Annotated in this window: 13 protein-coding genes; 3 read left to right on the top strand and 10 right to left on the bottom strand. The window is 61.5% G+C overall.

Annotated elements, in window-relative coordinates; translation table 11 throughout:
* Window positions 1-24: 24 nt before the first annotated feature.
* Both FBAL_RS14650 and FBAL_RS14645 read right to left on the bottom strand, forming a co-directional pair.
* Window positions 25-1,653: a methyl-accepting chemotaxis protein gene (locus FBAL_RS14650; protein ID WP_013346361.1), complete on the bottom strand. Its 1,629-nt coding sequence runs from the start codon at window positions 1,651-1,653 to the stop codon at window positions 25-27.
* 104 nt (window positions 1,654-1,757) lie between these two features.
* Complete coding sequence (locus FBAL_RS14645) at window positions 1,758-2,411, bottom strand: AhpA/YtjB family protein (protein WP_171814277.1); 654 nt, start codon at window positions 2,409-2,411, stop codon at window positions 1,758-1,760.
* A gap of 99 nt (window positions 2,412-2,510) precedes the next feature.
* Here FBAL_RS14645 and serB point away from each other — a divergent pair, with 99 nt between their 5' ends.
* A complete protein-coding gene (gene serB, locus FBAL_RS14640; protein ID WP_013346359.1) occupies window positions 2,511-3,425 on the top strand; it encodes a phosphoserine phosphatase SerB in 915 nt (304 codons plus the stop codon).
* On the opposite strand, the gene FBAL_RS14635 is transcribed toward serB, so the two are convergent.
* Window positions 3,414-5,756, bottom strand: coding sequence for a PilZ domain-containing protein (locus FBAL_RS14635; protein ID WP_013346358.1), 2,343 nt, complete (start codon window positions 5,754-5,756; stop codon window positions 3,414-3,416). The genes serB and FBAL_RS14635 overlap by 12 nt on opposite strands.
* 95 nt (window positions 5,757-5,851) lie before the next feature.
* Between FBAL_RS14635 and radA the strand changes: the two genes are divergently transcribed.
* Both radA and FBAL_RS14625 read left to right on the top strand, forming a co-directional pair.
* Entirely contained in the window at window positions 5,852-7,216 is a 1,365-nt protein-coding gene (radA, locus tag FBAL_RS14630) for a DNA repair protein RadA (RefSeq protein WP_013346357.1), read from the top strand.
* 36 nt (window positions 7,217-7,252) lie between these two features.
* A complete protein-coding gene (locus tag FBAL_RS14625) occupies window positions 7,253-7,993 on the top strand; it encodes a sporulation protein (RefSeq protein ID WP_013346356.1) in 741 nt (246 codons plus the stop codon).
* A 68-nt stretch (window positions 7,994-8,061) separates the two neighbouring features.
* Here the strand turns inward: FBAL_RS14625 and FBAL_RS20745 are convergent, their stop codons facing one another.
* The 7 genes from FBAL_RS20745 to FBAL_RS14590 form a co-directional block, all read right to left on the bottom strand.
* A complete protein-coding gene (locus FBAL_RS20745; protein WP_013346355.1) occupies window positions 8,062-13,011 on the bottom strand; it encodes a S8 family serine peptidase in 4,950 nt (1,649 codons plus the stop codon).
* Between the two features lie 189 nt (window positions 13,012-13,200).
* The gene (gene lnt / locus FBAL_RS14615) at window positions 13,201-14,700 is read right to left on the bottom strand and encodes an apolipoprotein N-acyltransferase (RefSeq protein WP_013346354.1); all 1,500 of its coding nucleotides are present in this window, start codon (window positions 14,698-14,700) and stop codon (window positions 13,201-13,203) included.
* A gap of 19 nt (window positions 14,701-14,719) precedes the next feature.
* A complete protein-coding gene (gene corC, locus FBAL_RS14610; protein WP_013346353.1) occupies window positions 14,720-15,634 on the bottom strand; it encodes a CNNM family magnesium/cobalt transport protein CorC in 915 nt (304 codons plus the stop codon).
* 33 nt (window positions 15,635-15,667) lie between these two features.
* A complete protein-coding gene (ybeY, locus tag FBAL_RS14605) occupies window positions 15,668-16,114 on the bottom strand; it encodes an rRNA maturation RNase YbeY (RefSeq protein ID WP_013346352.1) in 447 nt (148 codons plus the stop codon).
* Entirely contained in the window at window positions 16,114-17,169 is a 1,056-nt protein-coding gene (locus FBAL_RS14600; RefSeq protein ID WP_013346351.1) for a PhoH family protein, read from the bottom strand. Before FBAL_RS14600 ends, ybeY begins: the two co-directional genes overlap by 1 nt.
* A gap of 9 nt (window positions 17,170-17,178) precedes the next feature.
* Entirely contained in the window at window positions 17,179-18,609 is a 1,431-nt protein-coding gene (gene miaB / locus FBAL_RS14595; protein ID WP_013346350.1) for a tRNA (N6-isopentenyl adenosine(37)-C2)-methylthiotransferase MiaB, read from the bottom strand.
* A 77-nt stretch (window positions 18,610-18,686) separates the two neighbouring features.
* Complete coding sequence (locus tag FBAL_RS14590; protein ID WP_013346349.1) at window positions 18,687-19,004, bottom strand: hypothetical protein; 318 nt, start codon at window positions 19,002-19,004, stop codon at window positions 18,687-18,689.
* Between the last annotated feature and the right edge of the window lie 176 nt (window positions 19,005-19,180).

The raw sequence follows: 19,180 nt of genomic DNA, 5'->3' as shown, positions 1-19,180 counted from the left end.
CGTCCCTTTTTTTGTGGCTGTGGATCAGGCGGTCCGGAAGCGTCGGATAAGCTCCGACAGGTTGACTGCCAGCTGGCTCAGCTCGTGAGTGGACTGCGAGACCTGCTCGGTGCCCTGACTGACCTGAACCGCCGCATCGTTGATGTTGGTGATGTTGTGGCTCAGCTCCTCGGTAACCGCGGTTTGCTGGTCGGTGGCGCTGGCCACCTGAATCGCCATGTCGTTGATCTGGCTAATGGCACTGGTGATTTCGCGGATGGCACAGCTGGCCTGCTGAACCTGCTCTACGCTGGTCAGCATCTTGTCCCGGCTGGCCTGCATCACCACACCCGCGGATTGGGCCCGTTGCTGCAACTGGTCGATGGTGGACTTGATCTCCTGAGCGGAGTCCTGAGTCCGGTGGGCCAGGGTGCGTACCTCATCTGCCACCACGGCAAAACCACGGCCCTGTTCACCGGCGCGGGCGGCTTCAATGGCGGCGTTCAGCGCCAGCAGGTTGGTCTGCTCAGTGATGTTGGCGATCACCTCGACAATCATCGAGATGCTGGCTGTGTCCTGCTGCAACTGCTGGATCACCTCGTTGGCGGCCTGGATCTCCGCTTCCGATTGGTGAATGGCGGATACGGTAGCGTCCACCACCTTACTGCCCTCATCCGCTGCCACCACACTCAGGCGGGCCTGCTCCGCGGTGTGCGCGGTGTTGCGGGCAATCTCACCGATGGAGCTTTGCATCTCCGTCATTGCGGTAGCAACCTGGTCCACTTCCTTATGCTGGTTCTGCATGCCGGTAGCGGACTCGTTGGCGATGTGGCTGACCTCCTCAACCGCGGCCGCCAGTTGTACCGAGGCGGCGCTGATCTGGGCGATCATGTCGTTAAGCTGATTGCGCATCGCCACCAGCACCTCCGCCACCAGAGCGAACTCACGGCTGTTAAAGCGGTGGCGCTCAATCGATACGGTCAGGTCGCCATCGGCGATGGCGGACAGGGCTTCCACGGTGGCGTTGAGCGGCCGCAGGATGCGACGCAGCAGGAACAGGGCGCTGAGCACCAGACCTGCAATCATCAGCATGGAGACCGCGACCAGAACGCGCTCCTGATAGTTCATTGCCTGGTTGGCGGCGACGCGGGCGTCCTCCACCTTCTGGTTTTCCAGCTTGATCAGCTCAACCACCCCTTGCTCTACCGCGTTGTAGATCTCCCATGAGCCCATGGAGCTCAGCATGGCAGCCGCTTGTGCGGCGGTGGGGCTGGAGATGAAGTCGCGATGCAACTGGGCAAATTTCACCACAGCCTGCTCGGTCGGGGTCAGGATGGCCAGGGCATCGGCATCCGCGACCTGGCGCAGCTGCTCGGTCTGGCGGTTGATGTGGCCAATCTGGTCGTTCAGCCAGGTGCGGGATGATTCTGTGACCGGCAGGTTCTGCACCTGACGCAGACTGTAGCCCAACTGTTCCCGGCGCAGGCCGGAGACGGTATTGAGCAGTTCAGAGGCCATGGTGCTGGTGACATAGAGCTGTTCCAGGTGCTGAATTTGGCGTTCCACCTGTTTGCTGTAGTGGTACACCAGGGCCAGGGAGGCGCTGAACAGGATCAGCAGCCCCAGAAACAGCGCGATAAGCAACTGCTTGATGGAGAGGGTTCCGTGATTCAAAGGGGGATCCAACTACGAAGAATGAAAAACGCGGCCAGTCTAACAGTTCGGCAACCGCAAACTGTGATTCAAGCAGGATTCATGGAAGAAAAAATCTTTCTAAATCATGGTGATGGCGAAGACGGCTCATTGGCGCTGTCGTCCTTTTGACGACGTTTGAGTGCCCGTCGACGGGCTTTCACCAGGTTTCGGCGCTGGGCTTGCCGGTAGGAGTAACTTGCTCGTTTAAAGGAGAGTGAGCGGGCCAGCAGGGCGCCCACTAAACCCGCCAGCAGGAGCATCAGCTGCTGCTGGTCGTGCTGCTGTTGATGCAGGGTTCTGTTGTCGCGGAAGAACAGGGCGCGGTTGATGCGGATGCGCAGATACCCAAGCACTTCATCCTCTTGCCGCACCGTAGCGGTCAGGGGCGCAAAGCGGGCAAGGGCGGCTTGCAGAGTCTCTTCGTCCGGCAGTTGCGCCTCAGGGAACAGGGATTGGCTGAAGGCCAGTCGTTGGCCCTGGTGACTGAACACCGTGGCGGAGACCACTCTGGGGTCGTCCACCAGGCTGTTGATCAGCCAGTTCAGCTGCTCCGCGTCATCCAGTTTCAGGGCGGTGGCGGCAGCATGGGCGGCTTGTTGCACCAGACTGTCTGCCAACTGGTCGGTTTGGCGGGCGAGTAATGCCTGGCTTTGGCGTTCGCTACTGAGCCAGAGTTGGAGGATGGCCGCCATCAGGACCAGGGCGGCCCCGACCTGCACAAATCGCCATACTCTCATTCGATTACGCCACAGCATCCCGATCCAGTCCGTTTCCATCTCAGTAACTCTCTTTATAATGGGTAGCGCCCAAGAACAGAAGAGATACAAGGATTTATCATGCCCGGCTTCGCACCAGACACGCCCTTGTTACCGCAGTTGGCCAGCGACCTGCTGCCCTGGCAACCGGGCCTGCCCACCCTGATGCTGATCGGTCGCCAACTGACCCGCGCTCATGCGGATCAGGTGTTGGCCCATTGCGGCGCATTGACGGTGGTGGTGGCGGAGACGCTGCCGGGCGGGCTTGAGCGGGTTGGCTGGCAAGGCCCGGCGCGTCCGGGGTTGCCGCAACTGGAGGGCGAATGCGAGCTGCAATGGCTGCCGCCCCACCTGCCCTCCCTGTCCAGCCCGGGCCTGTTGCTGATGGACATGGATTCCACCGCCATCGCCATGGAGTGCATCGATGAGATTGCCCGCCAGGGTGGCGTTTACGACCAGGTGGCGGCGGTGACCGCCGAAGCGATGGCAGGCGGGCTGGACTTTGCCGAGTCGCTGCGCCGCCGGGTGGCGATGCTGCAGGGCATTCCCACCTCAGTGCTGACCGAATTGGCCAAGGCGCCCCCGCTGATGCCGGGCCTGCTGACCCTGTGCCACACGTTGAAACGCCATGGTTGGCGACTGGGGCTGGCCTCGGGGGGATTTAACCAGGTGGCGGCGGCGGTGGCCGATGCCGCGGGCATCGACCGGTTTGAAGCCAATGAGCTTGGCCGCGAGGGGACGGTGTTCAATGGGGTGGTCGACGGTGCCATCGTCGATGCGGCCCGCAAAGCGGCCCTGCTGGCGGAGTGGGGCACTGAGTGGCAGATCCCCCCGGCCCAGTGGGTGGCGATGGGGGATGGCGCCAACGATCTGCCGATGCTGGGACAGGCGGCATTGGGAGTGGGTGTGCACGCCAAACCGGCGGTGGTGGCTCAGGCCGATGCCGCGATTCAGCGTCTCGGCCTGGAAGCGGTGCTGGGGTTGTTACGACCCTAGCGGCAGGTTATGGCGGCAGCGTATCTCGTCGGTGATGTCGATAAGCTGGCCGCAACCCTGCACCTGCCACAACATGTCTTCCAGCTCCCGCGCCCGGTGCAGGGCGTGGGTACTGATGGCCGCCAGATCCTGCTGCAGGTAATCCAGATCCGGCCGGTTTGCCGGAAACACCCGGGCGCGCAGCGCCAGAAAACGCCCCTGCGCTTCCGCACCATCAATAAAGTAGCGCCGTTCATCCTCGTCCTGAGTGCTGTCCAACACCATGACCGCCCCTTTCTGATCGTCCCTGGGCAGCTTGATCAGGCACTCCCACACCGGGTTGGGGTCCGCTTCCGGGCGCTTGACCTCACTCAGCAGGTGGTTCAGCCCGCCACGCTCCCATAGCCACTCCAGATCCGCCGGAAGTTGCGGTGCCAGAGCATTGAGCAGGGCGTTGCCGCCGATGGCCTGACCGACCAGGTCCCACTGCTGGCGGCCATGACGTTTGTGCGCAAACACCGGCAGGCAGTGCAGCCGCTTGAGCATCAGGCTTTTCAGTCCATCGGTCACCTGGCGATGCTGGCGGGCGCTGCCCACCTCCGACAACTTGGCGCGGTTCTGGCTCAGCAGGTGGGAGAGGAACACCACCCCGGTATGGCCAGTGGTGCCATCGGCCTTGATGTGGAGAGTACGGCCATCCTTTTGTGAGCGCACCAGCCGGTAGGGCATCCCTTTCAGTTTCAGCTTGCCGGCCAGTGGCTGCAGCTTGGGCAACTCCAGCTCCAGCCGGGCATCCCGCTCCAGGGGCTGGCTCAGAGGCTGTGCCAGCTGCAGCTTGATTCCCTTAGGGGAAACATCCAGCGTGATGGCCGGCAGGGTTTTGCGGCCCACGGTGACCAGTGCCTGAGTGCGAAGACCAAACCGGGCTTCCCGGCGCTGCTCTTTGTGCTGCAGCGGCAGCACCCGGATGGGGTCTTTACTGAGTCGCGCCATGCCAAAGCGGCGCAGGGCGTTGGCGTCTTCCGGCATCGGGCGTTGGCGATAGTGCGCCACCGCGTCCGGGCTGGTGATCTCCTCCAGCATCACCACCAGGCACAACTCATTCAATTGCTGCTGTACCAAAGCATCGGCGGCGCGGCCACTGAGCGGGCAGCGCAGCGCCAGTTGACGGTCCTCTTCCCCCACCGTGTGGGCGGACAAACGATGTATGCGGAAACTGCTGCGTTGACTCGCCAGCGCGAGGAACGCGTCCAGCTGTTGGCTCTGGCGCAGCTCATAGAGGGTGGCGCTGAAGAACAGCGCTTGCTCCTGCTGGATGTGCTGAAAGCTGAGCAGCAGTTTGTGCTCGGGGTTGTTGGGTTCCTGCAGCAGGCGGGAGAGCCTCAGCGTGCCCATGGCGGCGCTGAGTTGGTTAATGCCCCGCTCATCCTGCCAGTAGCCCAGAGCTTCCTGATTCTGTTCGGTGGCGAGGGAAAATACCGGCATCAGCTGCTGGTCGCTCATCCGGAAGAACAGCGGGATGGCGCTCAGCTTGGGCAGGAAATGGCGCTCGTAGCCATGACTGCGGGTGGTGGCGATCAGGTGGTTGATCTCCGGCGTCGTGCGCAGGCTGCAGGCCTGGATAACCCGGCTCAGCTCCTGCTCCTGGCCGGCATCGCTCCCTTCCCGCTTCAGCCGCACATACTGGTAGCCCTTGCGGCGCTGAATCTTGAGGATGCGGTAGCGCAATCCGGCCGTCATGGCCGGGGCCAGAAACTCCTGACCCAGCGCTGTGTAAGCCACTTGTAATGGGGCATTGGTATCGAGCCGGAAATCACCGGGAAGGCGCACCTGGCACCCCCCGACCGAGATGTCCAGGGTCAGGCCATCGCAGCCACGGTTCTGGCCCTGCTGAATCCGTACTGCGGTGCTGAAGGTTCGCCGGGTTTCGGTGCGGGTGATGTAGTGGCCCAGCAGCTGTGGGGGCGTCTGCCCGGGTGCGCTCTGTTGCGGGGGCGGGGCGGTCGGTGTGCTGGGCTGGGACGCGGTTGGCTTGTACTCCTGCAGCAGGGTCTCCACCACGCCCACCGTCAGGCGATTGCCGTACAGCTTGGTCAGCTCCGTCAGGCGCTGTTGGCTGGCCTCATTGAGAAAGTGCGTGAGGCCGTCAACCTCAATGGCCTCGCAGCCGCCCTGCCGTTCACGCAGGTCGATCACCTGACGGCTGGACTGATTGAGGCGCTGCATCTCCATCTTGACCAGAAACCGCTCCGAGCTGGGCAGGTCCTGGCTGAGTTGCTGAAAAATCTGGTCAAAGTCCGCTTCTTGCAGCAGCGGTTTTAGTTGCTCAATCAGTGCCTGGTGCTTGTCCATCAAAGTTCGGTCTTGTCCCATAGTCCGTGCTGCATTGTAACCCTGAACGAGCATCGGTGATAATGGCCGCTCCGCTCCAGAATATTGAATTTCCAATGGCAAAAGCAAAATCCGCCTACGTCTGTAATGACTGTGGTTCTGACCACCCCCGCTGGCAGGGCCAGTGCAACGCCTGTGGCGCCTGGAACACCCTGACTGAGGTGCGTTTGGGGACCGCTAAATCGGCCCGTACCGAGCGCTACAGTGGCTACGCCGGAGCCGGTTCCAGCCAGGTACAGACCCTGGCCGAAATCGACCTCTCTGAGGTGCCGCGTTTCAGCAGCGGTTACTCGGAACTCGACCGGGTGCTGGGGGGCGGCATCGTTCCTGGTGCGGCGATCCTGATTGGCGGTAACCCCGGTGCCGGTAAGTCCACATTGCTGTTGCAGGTGATGTGTCAGCTGTCCCAGCAGATGGGCGCACTCTATGTCACCGGTGAGGAGTCACTGCAGCAGGTGGCGATGCGGGCCAACCGCCTGTCCCTGCCGACAGACAAACTGAAGATGCTGTCGGAAACCTCGGTGGAGCAGATCTGCCTGATTGCCGAGCGGGAAAAGCCCGCCATCATGGTGATCGACTCCATTCAGGTGATGCACATGGCCGATGTGCAATCGACGCCGGGTTCCGTGGCCCAGGTGCGGGAGAGCGCCGCGTTCCTGACGCGCTTTGCCAAACAGAACAATGTGGCGATCTTTATGGTGGGCCACGTCACCAAAGACGGCACGCTGGCGGGGCCCAAGGTGCTGGAGCACTGCATTGACTGCTCGGTGTTGCTTGATGGCAATGGTGACAGCCGCTTCCGCACCCTGCGCAGCCATAAAAACCGTTTTGGTGCGGTCAATGAGCTGGGGGTGTTCGCCATGACCGGCGCGGGCCTCAAAGAGGTGGCCAACCCCTCTGCCATCTTCCTGTCCCGAGGAGAGGAGCAAGCCCCGGGTTCAGTGGTGATGGTGGTGTGGGAGGGCACCCGCCCGCTGTTGGTGGAACTGCAGGCGCTGGTGGACCACAGTCAGCTGGCCAATCCACGCCGGGTGGCGGTGGGCCTGGAGCAAAACCGTCTGGCGATGCTGCTGGCGGTGCTGCACCGTCACGGCGGCATGATGATGTCCGATCAGGATGTGTTTGCCAATGTGGTCGGTGGCGTTAAAGTGGCGGAAACCGGGGCCGATCTGGCGCTGCTGCTGGCGATGGTGTCCAGCTTCCGCGACCACACCCTGAGCCGGGATCTGGTGGTGTTTGGCGAGGTCGGCCTGTCCGGCGAGATCCGCCCGGTGACCAACGGCCAGGAGCGACTGTCCGAAGCGGCTAAACATGGCTTCCGGCGTGCCATTGTGCCCAAGGGCAATGCCCCCCGTCAGCCTATTGAGGGGATGGAGGTGATTGCGGTCGGCAAGTTAACTGAGGCGCTGGACGCACTCTGATGTCCAGGCCGTTCTGTCAGGAAAGGAAAACGCAGAATGTTTAAGAAACTGTTGGCGTCTGTTGGTATTGGCGCGGCCAAGGTGGATACGTTGATCCTCAGCGAAACCCTGGTGCCCGGCGAGACCATGCTGATCGAGATTGTCATTGAGGGCGGCGATGTGCCCCAGACCATCAACGGTCTGGAGCTCAGCCTGATGACCATGGCGGAGGTGGAACACGAGGGGGGCGAAAGTCGCCAGCCGGTGCGTCTGCACCACTGGCATCTGGACGATCGCTTTACGGTGGCGGCCAATGAGCGCCGGAGCGAACGCTTTGAGCTGACCCTGCCACTGGAAACCCCGATCACCGCACTGCGTTGCACCCGTGGCTTCAGCGAAGTGTGGCTGGAGACCGGCCTCGACATCGCTCAGGGCCTGGATGGCCGCGACCATGACCCGCTGCGCATTGCGCCGACGGCGGCGATGAGCCAGGTGCTGGCGGCGGTAGAAGCGTGCGGGTTTGAGCTGTACAGCACCGACGTGGAACAGGGCCAGTTGCGGGGGCCGAATTTCGCCTCCTCGCTGGGCTGCTATCAGGAGCTGGAGTTCCGCCCCACCGGCATGGGTGCCATGCGCGTCAAAGAGGTGGAGGTGTCCTTTGTGGCTCAGCCCGGCGTGACTCACGTGATGCTGGAGGTGGACCGCCGCTTTGCTGGCGACAGCCTGCGATGCTTCGCCGTACCCGAGGGCGCCAGCGACTCGGAAGTGGCCATGTCAGTGCGCCAAATTCTTGGTTGATAACCGGACCTTGAGTTGCCAATAAAACGCCGCCCATCGGGCGGCGTTTTTGTGTGCGCTTTGGCGTATTAGCGGCTGCGACGACGCAGCATCGCCAGCGCCAGCATCAGCAGCAGGCCTGAGCCCAGGCTACCACTGCTTACCGGCTCCGGTTCAGGCTCCGGCTCCGGCTCAGGTTCAGGCTCCGGCTCCGGTTCCGGTTCCGGCTCAGGTTCAGGCTCCGGTTCCGGTTCCGGCTCAGGCTCCGGTTCCGGTACCGGCTCCGGTTGTGGCTCAACACCGTCGGAAACCACGGTCAGCATAAAGGTGGTGGTGGCGATGTCGCTGCCATGCACCTTGTCCTGTACCGTTACCGTTACTTCAGTTTCACCGTGCCAGTCAGCATCCGGCGTGATGTCGAAGGTGCTGCCACTGGTGTCGCCATGGATCTCGGCGCTGAAGTGCTCACCACTGACCAGGATCCGGTTGGGGTAGGCGTTGGCGTCGGTGTAAGTGACCCGAACCCCTTCCAGCATGGCGTTCTCATCCACGCTTTGATTGGCGATGGCAGCAAGCTGAAGGTTGCCGCTGACGGCAATGGTGTGGGTCACGGTTTCATCGGCGCTGCCACTGATGCTGTGCACCAGAGTGACCGATTGCTCGGTCGCGGCGGCGTCCTCATGAACGCGGGCCTGGAATGAGAGCGATTGGCGGGTGCGTTCCGGACCGTCGTAGTCGAAACAGATCACCAGGTCATCGCTCACCACTTCGTCCAGGTTGTCGAGGCCGAGGATGTCGTAGAAGGTGCCTTCGGTACCGCCTCCATCACCCCAGATGTCCCACTTACCGGCGTAACCAACGGCACCGATGATGCCTCGGGCGTAGTCACCGCTCAGGTTGTCGTAGGCCATGATCATCTCTGGCTTACCCGCATCAAAATCGATGCCGCTGCGCAGGATGATCTCGAAATCGACCTGGGCACCACTGAAGGGGTCGCGCACGTTGTCGTACTCGAGAATCGCCAGATCACCCAGGTCCGGATTGTCCTCCTCCCACAGTGCCACCATGGTCAGGCCCTGCGGGTCTTCCCAGTGTGCCTGATGGGTGGTTTCAAAGCTGTCGTTGAAGAACGGCGCGATCGCTTTGCTGAAGGTGCCGATGGCCATGCCGTAGTGCCAGGTGTGAGACCAGCTCTGTTCGAAATTGAGCAGGCCAGCCGGGGTCATCTCCACCATGCCCCAACTGGGCTGGCCGTACAGCATGATGTCGGCCGGTTTAAAGAACAGGTAGTCGATGGGCAGGGTAAACACGTCAGCCGCGTTGCCCTGCATCCAGCTCGCTTCCGGTTGCAGGCCAAACTCGTGCAGGTCGATGTAGCCGCCATGCCAGTCCTCGGCCAGATCCGGAGTCACACACTGCGGATGGGTGAGGTTGTTGGTGATGTGGTAGCCACGCTCCACATCTCGGGATGAAGCTTGCACGCCGGCGACGTTGAAACCGTCTTCGCGCTGGGTCAGAAGCGTTTCCAGACCGTCGCTCATACGGACACTGTCGGGGATCAGGGTTAACCCTTCGGACAACGCCAGCTCGATGGCCAGTTCACGGTCCTGGCGCTCCAGGTTCTCACGGATATTGAGGGTGAACTCGACGATATCACCCACCTTTGCCCCGTCCTGGCTGCTCAGCATATGGATGTCGTTCTGAGCGCGGGACAGACGGACACCACTGAAACCAAAGCCTGCTGGTGCATCGATGGAGGGGCCAGCTTCGACACCGCCATAGAGCACGTCACCGGCCTGGCTGTCCGGCCAGTCCCAGTGCAGGGTCAGGTCGATGTTACCAACACCGTCGTGACTGGCGGGGCCGGTCAGGTCCATCACATCGCTGCTCTGCTCTCCAATGACCGCGGTATTGAGTTTGACCTCAAGGTGGCCTTCATGGTCCCAGGGGGCGTTGATGTTGTGAACCACGACCCAGTAGGTGCCCGGCTGCGGATTGTTGAAGGCGCAGTAGTTGCGGGCCGTGGCGTGGTAACTCACACACAGCATTTCCGGCTGAGCGGCTTCCACACCCATCGGCGGGATGCCACTGCCGTCGGCACTGCGTCCTACCACCAGAGTGGGCTGGCGGAAGATCAGCGGCTCGTAGTCGTAGGGTTCGGCGGACACGATCTCAGCGACGAATCGCTTGGTGCCTTCCGGGATCACCACACTGCGATAGGTGGCGCCGTCGGTGATGTCATCAAACGGATTGAGCCAGTCACTATCGCCCATCAGCAGATGCACGGATTGTTGCGGGGCAACCGGGCCATAGAAGCGGCTGGACAGATCACTGAAGGCCGGGAAGTTCAGGCCGGTGACCGTGGTATTGCCCTGGTCACGGCCCGCGTTGAGGTTGATCTCGGCGGGCATGTCGCCACGTCGGAAACCGGCCACAACCTGCATGGTGCTGGTGGGCGTGTCCGCGTTGCTGGCGGTCAGGTTGATTGCACCGAAGTACTGCAGGTACTCGTTGTCGATGCTGACCCCTTCCCACGGCTGTGAGGTGTTGTCTTCGTTGATGGTCGCAACGATCTCCAGCAGTTGGGACTCACCGGCGGCGAGGGTGAACTGGGCTGGTGACACCTGAATGCTGAGCCCCTCATTGCCCTCCCAGGGCATTCCTTCAGCCTGCCAGGTGCCCGCTTCGGTTGCCGTGACGGTACGCAACCAGCTGCACTGACCACGACAATCCAGCTCAACCATGTTGGGGGTGTTCAGTCGGTTGACGAAGCCACCTTGAGTCGGGTCTGCCTTCAGGTAGGCCTCATTGTCCACATCCATCACCAGGCCAGCGCGGATGGCAGCATCCACATCAATTCGACCGGAGCCGGCGTAATAGGGGGCGTCCACCGGCAGCAGGAAAAGACCGGCGTCACGCTGGATGTTCTGGTGGGCCGTCAGCATCAGAGCGGATTGGATCTCGGCCGGAGTCCATTGCGGATGGGCTTCGGTCAGCAGCGCCATGGCCCCCGCGACGTGAGGGCTGGCCATGGAGGTGCCCTGGATCATCGCGTAATCCGCCGGAGTCGGGTAGGCGGTAAAGGGTTGGTCCGGGGTCCAGGCGGCATAGATGGCCACCCCCGGTGCAGCCACACTGGGCACCAGGTGGTTTCGCACGGTCCAGCTGGGGCCACGGGAGCTGAAGTTCGCGATGATGTCCGCTTTCTCGGCATCAATCACTCGTTGCGGCTCGGACGCAGAGATGCTGGCACGGTGTCCGGTACCGCTGGCTAACCAGCTGCTCAGGCTGTTGCCGGAGTTGTAGTCGATGTGGATGCCCGGAATGGGGTAGGGGTCGGCGACCACACTCTCATTCCAGTCAACGTTGGCCAGTACGAAGCCTCCCGCACCGCCGGATTGCACGTTGGCCGCCTTGGCGACCCGGGCGACTTCACCACGCTCACACAGCACGATGGGCGCTTCGGCCAGTGCCTGGCCGTCTCGATCCACGGTGAAAGTGTCGGCGGGGAACGGGTCAGCACACAGCTCCGGTGCCAATGCCGAGTTGGGGTTGGCGTAATCCCGGGCATGCACGATCGGCGCGGTGATGGCGCCAGACAGGCTGAGGCCGGTCATCTCGCTTTGCCAGGGCAGGTTATCACCGCCTTCAAAGCCGCTGAGGGTTTTCTCCGGCACCACTATCTCGCGGTCATGGGTGGTGGCGGCCACTGAGGTGAGCCACGGAGAGGTGTGGTCGGTGGAATAGAAGTTGGGGCCGGAGTTGCCAGCGGCGGCTGCAACGCTGATGCCCGCCTGACGGGCCGACAGGAAAGCCAGCTCGATGGCGTCCTCCCAGGGCAGGCTTTCACTGCCACCGATGGAGAAGTTGATGACGTCCACGCCATCTTCAATGGCCTGCTCGATGGCGGCCAGCAGAGCCGTTTCAGGGCAACCGGCATGAGGGTCACCGGCGCCACCGGGCCAACAAACCTGATAGGCGATGATGTTGGCGTCCGGCGCGACACCGCTGACCTGGGGCAGCACCAGATCGGTGGCGACACCGTGGCTGGGGTTGCTGATGCCGGGCAGGGTGTAGGGCACGTCGGTCAGGATACGACCGGCAGCGGTACTGGCGACGTGGGTGCCGTGACCGTTGTAGTCGAAGCCATTGGCGGGTCGCAGCGGCTGTGGGGTTTGCCACTCGGGTACCTCGGGCTGGAATACGTGGTCGGCATAAACGTCGGTCACTTCGGGGTAGCTGTGGATACCGATGACCTTGCTGTTACACAGGCTTGGGTCGGTTTCGCAGTCACCGAGGTAGACGCCATCGCCCAGTGGATTCTTGATACCGGTACCGTCAAACGCGGGGTGGTGAGGGTTGATGCCGGTATCGATGATGCCCATGACCACACCGTGACCGGTATGGCTGTAGCCGGTGCTGTCACCCTGCCAGACCGGGGTGGTGCCGATGAAGTCGGGACCGCGGTCGGTCAGCAGTTCCAGGGTTCGGGCACGATAGATTTTGCGGATGCCTGGCAGCTGGGCCAGAGCCTTGGCATTGTGCTGGTCCATCTGCGCCACCATGGCATTGACGGACAGCGACATCTGCCGTTTTACCTGCAGCGTGACGCCCGCATTGCGGGCCTGGCTCAGTACCGCGTCCTGTTGGCTCAACACTTGATTGCGTTGATGGTGGAGCAGTGACGGAGCCTGGTTTTGCCGCATCAGGCCGCTCTGGTCGTTTTGCGCCAGTGCGGAGCCGTTACGCAGGATGACGATGTAATCGTGTTCCCCCTGCAGCGCCTCTTCCGGGGTAAACACGGTTTCCGGATTGACCGGAGCCACCATGACATTGCGTCCCTGCTGATCAGGGTAGAGCGCATTGGGATTGACGTCAGAAAAGTGTGAAGGGTCGATGCTGATCGCACGCAGAGTGCGGTGGCTTTCGATCACCTTACTGGTTACCGGTGCGGCCTGAATTCCGCTGCTGACCGTCATTGCGGTCAAGCAGGCTAGAGCCAACCGGGAGTATTGCTGACGGCGAGTTGGGCTCGTCATCCTCTCCTCCTTGAAAAGTTATAAGGTATAACCCTATGCAATAATCACATAAATATATGATTTATAAGGGAAAAGGATCAGTAGCACAAAATGAGTAGTAATCGGAAGCGAATTTACATTCAGGGTTTGCTTGATTTTTGGGGATAAAAAAAGCCGCCCCTATGGGCGGCCTTTTCTGAGCAAGCTGTATCAGTTCGGGTCCCGACGCCAGCGCCAGGCCAGGAACAGCAGGGTGGCGGCAATAAAGTAGAGGGGCCGTTGGCCGTACTCGCGGAAGGGGGTGTCGGCCCGCTGCAGGGGCACGATTTCACGCAGTACACCGGTTTCAAACTGGGGCAGCTGGGCCTGGATATGGCCGTGGACGTCGACAATGGCGGTGATGCCGTTGTTGGTGACCCGCAGCAGTGGCCGCCCCAGCTCCAGTGCCCGCATCTGAGCGATGGCCATATGCTGGTGCGGGCCGATGGAATCACCAAACCAGGCATCGTTGGAGACGGTCAGCAGCAGGTTGGTGTTGTCGTGGACGTTGGCACGCACCAGCTCCGGGAACGCGATCTCGTAGCAGATGGCCGGGGTCAGGTGTTGATTGGCTACAGTCAGATTGGGCTGCACAAAGCCGCCGCGATTGAAGGAGGACATCGGCAGGTTAAAGAAGGGGGCCAGCGGTCTCAGCCAGTCCTCCATCGGCACAAACTCACCAATCGGCAGCAGCTGGTGCTTATGGTAGCGGTTGGCATCGTGGGGGCTGTAGGGCCCATTGTGTTCGCCCGGGCCAAGCACCAGCAGGGAGTTAAAGAAGTGCTCCTGCTCATCCATGCTGATGATGCCGGTGATCACTTCGGTCTCACGGAACGCCACCGCCCGTTCAAACTGGTGGAGGAATTCGCTGACCATGGTTTCCGGGGCGGGTACGGCGGCCTCCGGCCAGATCACCATATCGGCGTCCATATGCGGACGGCTGAGGTCCTGGTATTTCAGCAGGGTGGGCCACAGCATCTCGGGGCGCCACTTCAGGCTCTGTTCGATGTTGCCCTGTACCAGCGCCACGTCGACGCTGCCATGTTCGGTCACCTTGGGGGGCATCAGCGCGGCACCGATGGCCATCAGCGCGATGGCGGCGGGAAACCCCAGATAGCCCCAGCGCCGGGCCAGCAGGGGCACCAGTGCGGCGGCCAACAGGCTCAGCAGCAGCCCGACCCCTAGCACACCAAGGTAGGGGATCAGCGGGGTTAGGGGGCCCTGGGTCTGGCTGTAACCCAGCCACAACCAGGGGAAACCGGTCAGCATCCAGCCTCGGGCCCATTCGGCCAGCAGCCACAGGGCGGGGAAGGCCAGCACGCGGCTGAGCGGACGGTCGTTGAAGTAGCGGTTGAGCAGTCCCATCACCAACGCCGGATAGAGCGCCAGGTAGAGGCACAGCAGCGCCATCAGCAGCAGCGACACCACCAGTGGCAGGCCGCCAAACTGATCGATGCTGACGTGGACCCAGCGCAGGCCGAAGGCAAACTGGCCAAAACCATAGCTGAGGCCCATCAGGGCGGCGTGTTTGGGGGAGGCACGCTGGCTGAGCCAGAGCAGCGCCGTCAGGGAGAGTGGCAGCAGAGGCCAGATGTCGTAGGGAGCAAAAGCCAGATGGCTTATCGCCCCGCAAAGCAGGGCGATAAGCATGGCAATCCGGGGCGTTGCCATTAAGTGTCCTTGTGTCGGTTCAGGCAGCGGGAGCGTCCTCGTTGGCGCTGTCGCCTGCGTTTTCACCCTCGTTGTCGCGCTCGTTCTCGGCCAGGCGAACCTGGAGTTGAACAAGGCGACGGGTGTCGGCATTGACCACTTTGAACTCGAATCCGTTGAGTTCGATGATCTCGCCGCGCTCCGGCAGATGGCCGAAGGCGTGGCTGACCAAACCACCGACGGTGTCGTATTCCTGGTCGGAGAAGCCAGCGTCGAAGTGTTCATTGAACTCTTCGATGGGGGTCAGGGCGGCAACCGCCCAAACCTGGCGACTGATACGACGAATATGAACGTCGTTTTCCTCTTCCAGATCGGTTTCGTCCTCGATGTCACCGACGATCGCTTCCAGCACATCCTCAATGGTGATCAGGCCGGAAACCCCGCCATATTCATCCACCACGATGGCCATGTGGTAACGGTCGGAGCGGAACTCCTTAAGCAGCACGTCAACGCGTTTGCTTTCGGGTACCACCACGGCGGGACGCAGGATCTGCTCAAGAGTAAAGTTCGCGTCGTTACCGAAGCCATAAGCCAGCATGTCTTTGGCCAGCAGAATGCCTTCGATATGATCCTTGTCCCGGTCGATCACCGGAAAGCGGCTGTGTGCCGACTCAATCACGATGGGGAGAAACTCCTCAACGGACTGATTCTTTTCGATGGTGATCATCTGGGAGCGGGGGATCATCAGGTCGCGTACTTTCAGGTCGGAGACCTCGAGTACCCCTTTGATCATCTCTTTGGTGTCTTGGTCGATCAGGGCACGGTCTTCCGCATCCTGGATCACGTCGACAAGCTCTTGTCGGTTTTGCGGCTCGCCACCAAAGAAATGGCTGAGGCGGTCCAGCCAGCCCTTTTTAGCGTGGGTCTGGCTCGACGGGGGTTGGTCTTCGTTCATATTGTCCTGTGGGTTGGGGAACTGACAGAGAGATTACCGCTCTTGGTAGGGATCGGCAATGCCCAACTGAGCCAGCAATTGACGCTCCAGTGACTCCATCTCTTCGGCGTCTTCATCGTCGATGTGATCGTAGCCAATCAGATGCAGACAGCCGTGGATCACCATGTGGGCCCAGTGATCCATCGGGGCCTTCTCTTGCTCGACCGCTTCCCGCGCCACCACGGCCGCGCAGATCACCAGATCGCCCAGCAGCGGCAACTCGATGCCCGGGGGGGCTTCAAAGGGGAAGGAGAGCACGTTGGTGGGCTTGTCCTTGCCGCGGTAGTCGCGGTTCAGTTGCTGACTTTCCGCTTCGTCGGTGATGCGGATGGTCAGCTCCGCGTCCGGACGGTCAGCCAGGGCCAGGGCGGCCCAGCTTTCCAGCTGGGCCTGGCTCGGCAGGTTGTCGGCCTCAACGGCCAGTTGCAGGTCCAGTTCCATTACTGTGCCTCTCCGGAAGATTGAGCGGCCTGCTCGGCGCGACGTTGGCGCTCCTGCTCGGCTTTCTTGGCGCGTTCCTCTTCCTCGTAAGCCTCGTAGGCTTCCACCACCTGGGCCACGACCGGGTGACGTACCACGTCGCCGCTCTGGAAGAAGTTGAAGCTGATGGTGTCGACGTTGCGCAGTACCTCAATGGCGTGGCGCAGGCCAGAGCGGGCGCCCCGGGGCAGGTCGACCTGGGTGATGTCGCCGGTGATCACCGCGCGGCTGTTAAAGCCGATACGGGTCAGGAACATCTTCATCTGCTCAACGGTGGTGTTCTGGCTTTCATCCAGAATGATGAAGGCGTCATTGAGGGTACGACCCCGCATGTAGGCCAGTGGCGCCACTTCGATGACGTTGCGCTCAATCAGGCGTTCCACCCGCTCAAAGCCCAGCATCTCGAACAGCGCGTCGTACAGCGGGCGCAGGTAAGGGTCCACTTTCTGCGACAGGTCGCCGGGCAGGAAGCCGAGCTTTTCGCCCGCTTCCACCGCCGGGCGGGTCAGCAGGATGCGGCGCACTTCCTGACGCTCCAGCGCATCCACGGCGGCAGCCACGGCCAGGTAGGTCTTACCGGTACCGGCCGGACCAATGCCGAAGCAGATGTCGTGGGTGATGATGTTGCGAACGTACTGGGCCTGGTTCGGGTTGCGCGGCTTCAGCACGCCACGCTTGGTCTTGAAGAAGACCTCTTTGCCCATGGCACTGTCGTCATCCGCTTCCAGCGCCACCAGTTCCTGGATAGCGAGGTGAACCCGCTCCGGGTCCAGATCCGGCAGTTGGTTCTTCACCGGGGCGGTTTCCACGTACAGGGTCTTGAGCAGCTCAATGGTGCCCTGGGTACGTTGCGGTTGGCCCACCACGATAAAGTGGTTACTGCGATAACTGATCTCGACGCCGAGGCGACGCTCGATCTGCTTCAGGTTATCGTCAAACGGCCCGCACAGGGCAGCCAGTCGCTGGTTCTGTGCAGGCTCGAGAAAGACCTCTAAGGTCAGCAGTTTATTACTCACGGTGTCCCTTTAGGGCTGGTAAGTCGCCACGCCCAGTTCGTCTGGTTGGCCGTTGGGGCGGTTCTTCAGGATGTCCGCCGGTCGCAGTTCGCGACGCAGATCCATCTCCTGCTCGGTACGGATCAGGGTACCACGCAGGGAGTGCGGCAGCACTTCGGTGATCTCGACATCCACGAAGCCACCGATCAGCTCCACGTCACCATCGAAGTTAACCACACGGTTGTTCTCTGTGCGACCCCGCAGCTCCATGGCGTTCTTCTTGGACACCCCTTCCACCAGGATACGTTGCACGGTACCCAGCATACGGCGGCTGAACTGCATCGCCTGCTGGTTGATGCGGTCCTGCAGGATGTAGAGACGCTGCTTCTTGGTCTCTTCAGAGACGTCATCCACCATGTCCGCTGCCGGAGTACCCGGACGCGGGCTGTAGATGAAGGAGAAGCTCTGATCGAACTCGATGTCGGCGATCAGCTTCATGGTGTCTTCGAAATCTTCATCGGTTTCGTTGGGGAAACCCACGATAAAGTCGGAGCTGATGTGGATGTTCGGACGCACCTTGCGCAGACGGCGGATGATCGACTTGAACTCCAGCGCGGTGTGGTTGCGCTTCATCATAGTGAGGATGCGATCCGAACCGCTCTGCACCGGCAGGTGCAGGAAGTCCACCAGCTCAGGCACATCGGCGTAGGCGTCGATGATGTCCTGAGTGAACTCCACCGGGTGGCTGGTGGTGTAGCGCAGACGGTCGATGCCGTCGATGGCGGCCACGTAACGCAGCAGGTCGGAGAAACGGCAGATCTCGCCGTCGTGGGTTTCACCGCGGTAGGCGTTCACGTTCTGACCCAGCAGGTTGATTTCGCGAACCCCCTGCTCGGCCAGCTGGGCAATCTCGTACAATACGTCGTCCAGCGGACGGCTGACCTCTTCACCACGGGTGTAGGGCACCACGCAGAAAGAGCAGTACTTGTTGCAGCCTTCCATAATGGAAACGAACGCGGTGGCGCCCTCAGCACGGGGCTCCGGCAGGCGGTCGAACTTTTCAATCTCGGGGAAGGACACGTCCACCACACCCTTTTCACCGGCCTGGATCTTGCCGATCATCTCTGGCAGACGGTGCAGGGTTTGCGGGCCGAACACGATGTCCACGTAGGGGGCACGTTCACGGATGGCGTCGCCTTCCTGAGAGGCCACGCAGCCACCCACACCAATCACCAGCGCCGGATTTTGCTCTTTCAGCGGGCGCCAGCGACCCAACTGGTGAAACACCTTCTCCTGCGCTTTTTCGCGGATGGAGCAGGTGTTCAGCAGCAGAACATCAGCCTCTTCGGCTTCTTCGGTGAGGGTGTAGCCACCAAAAGCGTCGAGCAGATCAGCCATTTTGGCGGAATCGTACTCGTTCATCTGGCAGCCCCAGGTCTTAATGTGCAGTTTCTTGCTCATCAATCAGCGTCGCTCTGGAAAAAATAGCCGAGTATTTTATACCCGAAAGCGGACGCTGGCCAGATGTTGCGCGGGTTTCAGGGCTGGCAGTGACGCACGGCAAAGGCGGGCAGGGCCGGCTCGCCGGACTGAACCTCTTCCTCTTCAGCCTCTTGAGCCTCTTGAGCCAGCTCATAGTCGCGGCCCCACTGGGCCAGGGTGTCCTGAACCTGGCGTTGGATGTCCAGCACCAGTTCATACTGGATGTTGGCCCGGGCCAGGTTAATTTCGTCCACGATGGGGTTGCTTTGCTGGTTACCATGCACGGTATACCGGGCATCAACCGACTGGGCCGCCAGTGGCGCGGCAAAACCCAAACTCAGACTCAGACTCAGAATCAGTGGCAGCGTTCTCATGACCGGTTCTCCTTCAACCATTCCCTCACTTGGACAGGTTGAGCATAGGAGGGGGTTTGAGGCGGCTCCGGATCAGATGTAAGCGGATGTGAGTAAAGCTCATCCTGTTGACCTTTTATTACGTAAGCCGGCCTTTTGACATAGAATGGGGCCAACTTATTTCCGGCCTGAAATCG

Source organism: Ferrimonas balearica DSM 9799 (assembly GCF_000148645.1).
Classification (GTDB): Bacteria; Pseudomonadota; Gammaproteobacteria; order Enterobacterales; family Shewanellaceae; genus Ferrimonas; species Ferrimonas balearica.
The sequence above is the reverse complement of the archived record's forward strand: the minus strand, read 5'-3'. Positions and strand labels throughout refer to the sequence as shown.